8 protein-coding genes are annotated in these 9,314 nt (G+C 75.5%); 3 read left to right on the top strand and 5 right to left on the bottom strand.

All coding sequences use genetic code 11. From position 1 onward, the window contains the following. Window positions 1-36: 36 nt before the first annotated feature. Window positions 37-438, bottom strand: coding sequence for a RidA family protein (locus tag D459_RS0111375; RefSeq protein WP_040709845.1), 402 nt, complete (start codon window positions 436-438; stop codon window positions 37-39). A gap of 26 nt (window positions 439-464) precedes the next feature. Further along, window positions 465-908 (bottom strand): SMI1/KNR4 family protein, encoded by a 444-nt coding sequence (locus tag D459_RS0111370; protein WP_040709844.1) that lies wholly within the window; start codon window positions 906-908, stop codon window positions 465-467. Window positions 909-1,445: 537 nt separating this feature from the next. On the opposite strand from D459_RS0111370, the gene D459_RS0111365 reads away from it, so the two are divergent. Beyond that, window positions 1,446-2,408: a hypothetical protein gene (locus D459_RS0111365; RefSeq protein WP_017593131.1), complete on the top strand. Its 963-nt coding sequence runs from the start codon at window positions 1,446-1,448 to the stop codon at window positions 2,406-2,408. 230 nt (window positions 2,409-2,638) lie between these two features. Continuing rightward, complete coding sequence (locus tag D459_RS0111360; protein WP_017593130.1) at window positions 2,639-3,181, top strand: M23 family metallopeptidase; 543 nt, start codon at window positions 2,639-2,641, stop codon at window positions 3,179-3,181. A 1,262-nt stretch (window positions 3,182-4,443) separates the two neighbouring features. On the opposite strand, the gene D459_RS0111355 is transcribed toward D459_RS0111360, so the two are convergent. The 3 genes from D459_RS0111355 to D459_RS0111345 form a co-directional block, all read right to left on the bottom strand. Beyond that, window positions 4,444-5,349 (bottom strand): endonuclease/exonuclease/phosphatase family protein, encoded by a 906-nt coding sequence (locus tag D459_RS0111355; protein WP_020380133.1) that lies wholly within the window; start codon window positions 5,347-5,349, stop codon window positions 4,444-4,446. Window positions 5,350-5,558: 209 nt separating this feature from the next. Further along, entirely contained in the window at window positions 5,559-6,116 is a 558-nt protein-coding gene (locus tag D459_RS0111350) for a dihydrofolate reductase family protein (RefSeq protein ID WP_017593128.1), read from the bottom strand. 179 nt (window positions 6,117-6,295) lie between these two features. Continuing rightward, entirely contained in the window at window positions 6,296-7,063 is a 768-nt protein-coding gene (locus D459_RS0111345; RefSeq protein WP_017593127.1) for an SDR family oxidoreductase, read from the bottom strand. Window positions 7,064-7,162: 99 nt separating this feature from the next. Here D459_RS0111345 and D459_RS0111340 point away from each other — a divergent pair, with 99 nt between their 5' ends. Next, window positions 7,163-7,918 (top strand): maleylpyruvate isomerase family mycothiol-dependent enzyme, encoded by a 756-nt coding sequence (locus D459_RS0111340; protein WP_017593126.1) that lies wholly within the window; start codon window positions 7,163-7,165, stop codon window positions 7,916-7,918. Window positions 7,919-9,314: the final 1,396 nt, after the last annotated feature.

The following is a 9,314-nucleotide window of genomic DNA, read 5'->3' as shown; positions in this document are numbered from 1 at the left end:
GCCCCCCGCCCCTGCAGAGGCGGGCCGCATCGGGCATCAGGACTTGACCGCGACCGCCTCGACCTCGACCAGCTGGTCGTCGTAGCCGAGCAGCGCCACGCCCAGCAGGGTGGCCGGGGCGTCGTGGTCGCCGAAGGCGGCGCGCACCACCTCCCAGGCGCGGACCAGGTCGGCCTGGTCGGAGGTGGCCACGTAGACGGTGTACTTGGCCACGTCGGTCAGCCGGGCGCCGGCGGCGTCCAGCGCGGTGACGAGGTTCTCCACGCACTTGCGGGCCTGGGCCTCGTAGTCGCCGGGGGCCGTGGTGGAGCCGTCCAGCTCCAGCGGGCAGGCCCCGGCGGTGAACACGGTGCGGTCGGCGACCACGGCCGCGTAGGCGTAGTCGATCTGGTCGGTGAGCCGGTCGTCCTTGCGGATCATCTCGATATGTGAACTCATCGCCGGAGACCCTAGCGGGGAAGGGCTCAGCGGTACCAACCATTTCCCTGGGTGAAGCAGCGCACCAGGTAGTCGCGGAGCGAGACCACCGCCAGCCGGCGCCGGTCGGTCTCGTGGTCCCAGACCACGATGCCCGGCCCGTAGTCGGTGTGCACGTAGGCGAACTGCGGGCCCATGTCGCTGTCGCCGAAGAAGATCATCTCGTCGAAGGGCGCGTACAGCTCGGCGTAGTCGGGCTCGCCGCGCATCGCCAGGTTGTCCTCGATCAGCCGCTGGGCGGACCAGACGATCTCGTCGCCGTACTCGTTGCGGACCCCGTCGGCCTCCCGCAGCAGCGAGGCGAGCTCGAAGGGCAGCGGAAGGGACAGCGCCCGCTCCACCGCCGCCAGCACGGCCTCGTCGGCCGGCGGCACCGGCTCCGCCTCCGGGTACAGTTCACCGATCAGTTCTCGCCACACATGGTGAATCATCACAGCTCGGGCCGGGATGCGGGAAACCGGCGGGCGCGAGTCCCCCGATTCGGCCGCCCGAACGCCCCGCGATCGGGCGGTTCGCCCGCTTCGCGCCCGGCGCGCCGGCCGGCCGATGTGCATGGCACCCCCTGAGTGGAATATCCTTCTCTCGCCCTCCGTTGGGGGGTGTGCGGGCCGGTGCGGTAGAAAGTGTCCCCCGGGCTCCATTCAATGCCTTCGCGGAATACCGCGCCGGGCGCCGGCCTTCGGGCCGGTGCACCCGGCGGTCTCAAGGAGCCGCGTTGCGCCCTGCGCCGTGAGGCGACCGCCGTACCGGCCCGCACGAGACTTGCACGAGGGCCCCGCCGGATCCCGGCGGGGCCCTCGCCGCTCCGCCCCTCCCCCTTTCCCTCATTCGCCCTTTTTGCGGTATTTCGCACACGACGCTCCGGTGACCCCCTGGAATCTCCGCACTTCGCACGGTCACCCCCTCGCCCGCCTCCGTCCGGCTCAATGGTGAGTGCCCCCGCCGCATCCGCACACGAGGAGAGACGGATGAAGCCCACCGCCCGCCGCACCTGCGCACTGGCCCTCGGCGCCGCCCTCGCACTGACCGCGGCGCCGGCCCCGGCGGCCGCCGACGGCTACCCCGGCTACACCGCCAGCCGCTACACCCCGCTCACCGGCGGCGCCGCCGACCTGACCGGGGCGGAGAAGGCCGGCTGCGCCGAGGGGGAGGTCGGCCGGAGCGGCCCGCGGGTGCTGTTCTTCGGCACCCAGCAGTCCGACGGCCGGCTGCGCCAGCCCGGCACCAGCTCCGGCAGCCGCACGCCGCGCTCCACCACCTCGCACGCGGTGGCCGCCGCCACCGCCTGGGCCGAGGGCTTCACCGCCTGCTCGCCCGCCGGCGCCACCGCCGAACTCGCCCTGGGCGTCAACAACAAGCAGGACGGCGGGGCCTCCGGCTCCGGCGCCGGCCGGGACTGGGCGCAGGTGGTGGAGACGGCCGCGGAGAAGGCCGGCACCGACAAGGTGCGCATCGCCGGGGCGGTGGACGCCGAGCCGTCCTGGTCCTCGGCCCGGTGGGCCCGGGACTGGGTGGACGCCTACACCACCGCCACCGGCACCCGGCTGTACGCGGTCAACTCCGCCGACTCCTGCCCGGAGTACGGCTCCTCCTCCACCTCCTGCGCCAACGGGTGGAAGCTCTCCGACGTGCACTACGTGGCCACCGGCGCCTCGGGGCAGATCCGGGCCATCCCGCAGATCTACCGGACCAACGGCACCCAGGCCCGCCAGTGGGCCGCGGTCAGCGCCTGGGGCGCGAGGCACTCCTCCGGCCCGGTCCGCTTCGTCGGCTCGATGTCCCAGCGCACCGCCTGCAACCAGCGCGGCGGCTGCAACGGCACGAACAACACCGCCAAGACCGCCTGGACCCAGCTGCGCGCCGAGCTGAACGCGCACGAGGAGACCCGCGTCGGCGACCTGCCCTACGCCAGCGACATGCGCTGGCCCTGACCGATCCCGGTGCGGGCGCGCGCCCGCACCCGCACCGGGCCCTCCCCGGCGCCTTCCGCGGCGTTTCGGTGCCTTCTGTGGGCGCAGAAGGCACCGAAACGCCGCGGAAGGCCCGGAACGGGCGGGAAACGGTGCCCTCGGCGCGGATCTAGGCCTCCCGCCGGGCACCTGCGAGCGGTTATCTTCGCCGTGCATCTCCCGAACCCGCTCCCAGGGAGGACGGACCCCCCATGCCGCTCACCCCCGCGCCGCGCCGACTGGCCGCGGCACTGGCCGCCGGCGCCCTGATCGGACTCCTGGCCCCCGCAGCGGCGGCCGGCGCCGACGAGCAGCGGACCGCCGCCGTGAACCTCAGGACCCCCTTCGACTGCGGCCAGGTGTGGAACGCCAACACCCGGACCAACCACAACCCCCAGCTCTCCGTGGACTTCCAGCGCTCCGGCGCCCAGGGCAAGAACGTGCTCTCCAGCGCCGCGGGCACCGTCACCACCGTGGCCGACCGAGGGAACACCAGCTACGGCAAGTACATCGTGGTCAGCCACGGCCAGGGCATCACCACCCTCTACGCCCACCTGGAATCCCAGGCCGTCTCGGTCGGCGACAAGGTGAACACCGGGACCCGCATCGGCAAGGTCGGCAGCACCGGCGGGTCCACCGGGCCGCACCTCCACTACGAGCAGCGGGTCGACGGCCGGGTGGTCCGCGCCGTCCTCAACGGCGTCAGGATCGCCTACTACGGCAACACCACCATCACCAGCAGCACCAACTGCTGACCCGCCGCCGCACCGCGCCGATCCGGGGTGCGCCCGCACCCCGGATCGGCGCCGCTTCCCTGAGACCGCCCCGCTCATCCCCCGATGATCTTGACGTTGCGGCCCCAACGGAACGCCTTGTCGTCAAATGGCCGCCGCAACGAGGAGCTCGGGGAGGGGCGGGGCGCAGGCAATCGCCCGGGCGCGGCGCCTCGCGGAGTGAAGGTCCAAGCGGGCGGCGAAGGCGGCGGTGGGGACCGGCCGGTCGGTCCGGCGCGGCGCCCCACGGGGCCGGGGTTCAAGCAGGCGGCGACGGCAAGGGTAGGGCCGGGGCGAAGGCCTCACCCGGGCGCGGCGCCTCGCGGAGTGAAGGTTCAAACGGGCGGCGAAGGCGGGAGCGGGTTGGGCGCCGCGTCACCGGCCCGGCGCGTGCTCCTGGCGGGGAGGCGGCGGCGCCCCCGGCGAAGAGGGCGGGCCCGCCCGAGCCGAGCAGGGGGCCTTATCCCCTATGCCGGGTTCGCGGCGGGGAACGAGCGGGGGCGGGGGCGCCCTGCGCACCGCGAGAGCACCCCGATTACATCTACCAGCGAGTAGTGAGCCCTGAGGCCCCCACCACCCCCTCACCGGTTACCCAGAGTGGCCAAGACGAGCCCTCCTGGCAGGGCAAATACGACATCTCACCCCCACCTCTGCCCCTCTTGGGTTCCGGCCCCCTGCTTTGCGGCCTTGCGGGCGGCTCGAACCCCCGATCACCGGCCCGATCGGGGCCGTTCGGGCCCCAGAGGCCCGATCCGTGCCGGGATGCGCGTCCGGGAATCACCTGGGTGCTCTCGCGGTGCGCAGGGCACCCCACACCACCATCACCCTACGTATTCACCCAGGTCAGGAAGGTGTGTCGGTTTCAAGAGCGGCCGGCAACGGCGCCCGGGCGACGCGGGAACGGCGACCCCGCCGCCCCGGCCCGCCCGGACCGGCCCCGCCCTGCTCTGCCGCGCCGGACCGACCAGCCGGTCCCCTGCCCGCCCTCGCCGCCCGCTTGAACCCCGGCCCCGTGAGGCGCCGCGCCCGGGCGAGGCGCCTGCCCCCGGCCCCACCTTCGCCGTCGCCGCCCGTCTTGACCTTCACTCCGTGGGGCGCCGCGCCCTACCGACCAGCCGGTCCCCTTCTGTCCTCTGGTGTGCGGTGTTGCAACAGGGACTGGAAACCATCCGCTCTGATGGGACCGCAACGTCAAGGTCATCGCCCGGGTCGGGCTTCTCTCGCCGCCGGCCTGCGGTCGGCGGTCAGTACACCAGCTCCGCCAGCGCCGCCCGGTGGTCGCTGCCCGGCACCGGGCGGACCTCCGCCGACACCGCCCGCGCCGACCGGTACAGCACATGGTCCAGCCGGACCGCGGGCACCCCCGCCGGCCAGGTGAACCCCGGCCCCCACCCGGCGTCGCGCTGTGCCTCCCCGAACCCGGAGAAGTTCCCCATCGCCCGGTCGGTGGCCGCGGTGTTCAGGTCGGCCAGCACCACCACCGGCCCGTCGGCCGCGCGTGCCGCCTCCGCCAGCACCGCCACGGAGTCGTCCCGCCAGCCCGTCGTCCCCGGGCGCAGCGACGCCGCATGACCGGCCACCACCGCCACCTCGCCGCCCGGCGCCCGGACCTCCAGCCGCACGCCCCGGATCCATCCCACCCCCAGGTCCAGCGCCTCGACCCCGGCCACCGGGTGGCGGCTCCACACCCCCACGGTGCCCTGCCGCACCCACTCCCCCGCGCCGCCGAACGCCTCCGCCGCGCAGTCCCGGGGCCCGGCCAGCTCCTGCACCGCCACCACGTCGGCACCCCAGGCGGCCGCCTCCCGCAACGCCTCGCAGGCCCGGGGGTTGTCGGCGCCCACGTTCAGCGTGGCCACGTCCAGGCGCGCGCCGCCCGCCTCCGGGCCGGGACCGGGCACGTAGGCCGGCACGAACAGCGCCGCCCACACCGCCGAGACCGCCACCGCGGCGGCGGCGGCCGCTCTGGAGCGCAGCGCCACCGCGGCCACCGCCGCCACCGGGGCGGCCAGCCCCAGCCAGGGCAGCCCCGACTCCAGCAGCACCCCCGCGTCCCCGGGCACCAGCCGGTGCCCGGCCAGCAGCACCGCCGCCGCCCCGGCGACGGCGGCCGCGGCGCCCGCGACAGGCCTCCAGGTCCTCGCACTCATGCCTGGATCATGCCGGAACCGGATGAGCGACCGATGAGAATCCGGTGAGGCCCGCCTGTTCCGTCCGATCCGCCCGCGCCCCGCAAGCCGCGGCGGAGCGGGGAACCGGTCCGCGCGGGGCGGGGCGCCCGCAGGGGCGGGTCCCCGCCCCTGCGGGGCCGGCCACGCTGCCGAGTCCCCTCGTCCCGGGCGGGCCCGGCCGGCGCGGCTCAGCGGGTCCGGTACCGCGCGTAGATCAGCCCGCTGCCGAACACGCGCTCCTCGACCAGTTCGAGGTCGAGGCGCACGCCGTCGGGGAAGAACCGCTTGCCGCCGCCGACCGCGCTCGTGGTGATGAACAGCCGGTACTCGTCCACCAGGCCGGCCGCGATCGCCTGGGCCGCGAGGTTCGGGCCGTCGACGGTGAGGTCGCGATCGGCCCCGGCCTTGAGCCTGCGCACCGCGTCCGGGTCGAAGGACCGCTCGATCCTGGTCTTCGCGCTGGACACCGAGTCGAGCGTGGTGGAGTACACGATCTTCTCCGCGGCCCGCCAGTCGCGCGCGTACTGCAGGATGTGCGGCGGCAGGCCGGGCTCGGTGTGCGCGGTCTCCCAGTAGACCATCGTCTCGTACATCCGCCGCCCGTAGAGGTAGGTGCCGACGGGCCGGAAGAGGTCGTTGACGAAGGTGTGCACCTCCGGGTCCTCGGCACCGGCGCCGAGGCCGCCCTCCGCCGCCTCGACATAGCCGTCGAGCGAGGTGACCATCGAGTAGATGAGCTTCGCCATGCGTCCCCTCCGAGTGCGATCGCGCCGCCCTGCCGGCGGCCGGTCCTGCGGGCCGTGACCCCCGCCCGGCCCGGAACTCATCGGTCGGCCGGCCCGCGGACCGGCTGCGGGGACCGCCCCGACCGGTGGGAAGATCCGCGGCCCCGCCCTGCCGGCCGGGCCCTGCCTGCGGCGACCGGCTACCCCCGCCCCAGGTAGGGCATGCCGGTCGCCATGACCGTCATGAACGGCACACTGACGTCCAGCGGCAGGTCCGCGATCCCGGCCACGGTGCGCCCCACGTGCGCGACGTCGAACACCGGCTCGGCGGCCCGGCTCCCGTCGGCCTGGAGCGTGCCGGCCGCGATGCCGGCGGTCAGCTCGGTGGCGGCGTTGCCGATGTCGACCTGCCCGCAGGCGATGCCCAGCGGCCGCCCCTCCAGCGCCAGCGACTTGGTCAGCCCGGTGACCGCGTGCTTGGTGGCGGTGTAGCCGACCGACATCGGGCGCGGCGCATACGCCGAGATCGACCCGTTGTTGATGATCCGCCCGCCCCGGGGATCCTGCTCGCGCATCATCCGGAACGCCTCCCGCGCGCACCAGAACGCCCCGGTGAGGTTGACCTCCACCACGTGCCGCCACGCGTCGTCGCCGACCTCGTCCACCGGGGTGGGCTGCGGCATCGCGCCGGCGTTGTTGAACAGCACGTCCAGCCGGCCCCACTCCCGGCCGACCCGCGCGAACACCTCGCGCACCCGGTCCGGGTCGGCCACGTCGGCGGGGAGCGGCAGCGCCCGCTCCCCCGCACCCGAGGCCGCCGCGGTCTCCTCCAGCCGCTCGGCCCGCCTGCCGACCAGCGCCACCGCGTACCCCCGCGCCAGCAGCTCCAGCGCCACCGCCCGGCCGATGCCGCTGCCCGCACCGGTCACCACCGCCGTCCGCGGGACACCCGCGCCGTCCGCCACCACCTGCGTCTCCTCTCGACACCGCGCCCGCCCTCCGACGGGTCGGCCGAACCCTACCGACCCGCCCGCCGGGCGCCGCCCCCGCCCGGGGACAATCGCCCCATGGACATCGCCGACCACATCGACGTGCTCACCGCCCAAGGGCACATGCTCGCCGACGCCGCCCGCCGCGCCGGCCCCGGCGCGCCGGTCCCCTACTGCCCCGACTGGACCGTCCGCGACCTGCTCGCCCACACCGGGTCGGTGCACCGCTGGGCCCGCGCCCAGCTGCGCGCCGGCGCCGGGGACGAGCCGCTCACCCCCGAGCGGCGCCGCGGCGTGTTCCCCGTCCCCGAGGACCCCGATCTGACCGGTTGGTACCTGGACGGGCACGGCGCGCTCGTGGAAGCTCTGGCCCACTACGCCGAGCACCGCCCCGACCTGGAGGCCTTCACCTTCCTGCCCGGCGCGCCCTCGGCGCTGGCGTTCTGGGCCCGCCGCCAGGCCCACGAGACCGCCGTGCACCGGGTCGACGCCGAGCTCGCCGCCGGCGTGCCGCTCTCCCCGCTGGCGCCGACCTTCGCCGCCGACGGCGTCGACGAGCTCCTCAACGGCTTCCTCTCCCGCCCCGGCCGGGGCGCGAGCCCCGTCCCGCGCAGCATCGCCGTGCAGGCCACCGACGCCGACTGCGCCCACCGCGTCGAGCTCGCCCCCGACGGCATGCGCGCCGCCCCCGGCACCGGGCCGACCGACGTCCGCCTCACCGCCCCCGCGCACGACCTCTACCTGATCCTGTGGAACCGCGCCGAGCCCCGCCCCGGGCAGCTCGACGGCGACGCCGACGCCCTGAAGACCTGGCGCGAGGCCGCCCGCATCTGACGGGGCCGCTCTTCCCTGCCCGGTCTCTCTCCCGGCAGGTTCCCCGGTCGTGCTCCTCCTTTCCACGGAAGTGCTGCAGGGGGCGGCGGTGACGGTGCCGGCGAGGCCGGGGCGAAGGTGTTCGCCCGAGCGCAGCGCCCCACGGAGCGAAGGTTCAAGCGGGCACCGACGGCGCAGGTAGGGCCGGGGCGGAAGCGATCACCCGAGCGCGGCGCCTCACGGAGTCGGGCTTAAGGCGGGCAGCGAAGGCGGCAATGGGGACCGACCGGTCGGTCCGGCGCGGCACCCCACGGGGTGACGGCCCAAGCGGGCGGCGACGGCACGGGTAGGGGCGGGGCGGAGGCGGTCACCGGGGCGCGGCACCTCGCGGGGCGAAGGTTCAAGCGGGCGGCGAAGGCGGCAATGGGGACCGGCCGGTCGGTCCGGCGCGGCACCCCACGGGGCGAGGGTTCAAGCAGGCGGTGACGGCTGAGGAAGGGACGGGGCCGGGCGTCCCAGCCGGGCGCGACGTTTCACGGGGCCGGGGTTCAAGCGGTCGGCGAAGGCGGGGAGGGGACCGGCCGGTCGGTCGGGTGCGGCGTCTCGCGGAGCGGGGGTTCAAGCAGGCGGCGAGGGCGGGGAGGGGGCCGGGCGCCGCGTTCACCGGCCCGGCCCGCGCCCACCAGGGGGCCTTATCTCCTATGCCCGGTTCGCGGCGAGGGGCGGGCGCAGGTGGGGGCGCCCTGCGCACCGCGAGAGCACCCCGATTACATCTACCAGCGAGTAGTAAGCCCCCAGGCCCCCACCACCCCCTCTCCGATCACCCAGAGTGGCCAAAGCGGGCCCTCCCTGCAGGGCAAAAGCGACATCTCGCCCCCGCGCCATCCCCCCTGGGTTCCGGCCCCCTGCATCCCGGCCTTGCGGACGGCTCGACCTCCCGAACACCGGCCCGATCAGGGCCAATCGGGCCGCCAAGGGGCCGATCCGGGCCGGGATGCGCGCCCGGGAATCACCTGGGTGCTCTCGCGGTGCGCAGGGCACCCCACACCACCATCACCCTACGTATTCACCCAGGTCAGAGAAGGGTGGCGGTTTCAGAGACGGCCGGCCCCGGCACCCGGGCGACGCGGGCACGGCCACCCCGCCACCTGCCCCCACCCCTGCCGCCCCGCCCCGCTCTGCCGCGCCCGACCGACCGGCCGGTTCCCCTGCCCGCCTTCGCCGCCCGCTTGAACCCCCGCCCCGCGAGACGCCGCACCCGGGTGGCCACCTCCGCCCCGCCCCTACCGCTGCCGTCGCCGCCCGTCTTGACCTTCACTCCGCGAGGCGCCGCACCCGACCGGCCAGCCGGCACGCCCTCCCGCCCTCGCCACCCGCTTGAACCCCCGCCCCGCGAGACGCCGCACCCGGGCGACCG

Origin of the sequence: Nocardiopsis potens DSM 45234 (genome assembly GCF_000341105.1) — a bacterium.
GTDB lineage: Bacteria > Actinomycetota > Actinomycetes > Streptosporangiales > Streptosporangiaceae > Nocardiopsis_A > Nocardiopsis_A potens.
This window is presented reverse-complemented; position numbering and strand designations above follow the sequence as displayed.

Coding starts and splice junctions, on each gene's coding strand:
- D459_RS0111375 (WP_040709845.1), bottom strand. CDS start 438: ATGAGTTCACATATCGAGATGATCCGCAAGGACGACCGGCTCACCGAC.
- D459_RS0111365 (WP_017593131.1), top strand. CDS start 1,446: ATGAAGCCCACCGCCCGCCGCACCTGCGCACTGGCCCTCGGCGCCGCC.
- D459_RS0111370 (WP_040709844.1), bottom strand. CDS start 908: ATGATTCACCATGTGTGGCGAGAACTGATCGGTGAACTGTACCCGGAG.
- D459_RS0111340 (WP_017593126.1), top strand. CDS start 7,163: ATGGACATCGCCGACCACATCGACGTGCTCACCGCCCAAGGGCACATG.
- D459_RS0111350 (WP_017593128.1), bottom strand. CDS start 6,116: ATGGCGAAGCTCATCTACTCGATGGTCACCTCGCTCGACGGCTATGTC.
- D459_RS0111355 (WP_020380133.1), bottom strand. CDS start 5,349: ATGAGTGCGAGGACCTGGAGGCCTGTCGCGGGCGCCGCGGCCGCCGTC.
- D459_RS0111360 (WP_017593130.1), top strand. CDS start 2,639: ATGCCGCTCACCCCCGCGCCGCGCCGACTGGCCGCGGCACTGGCCGCC.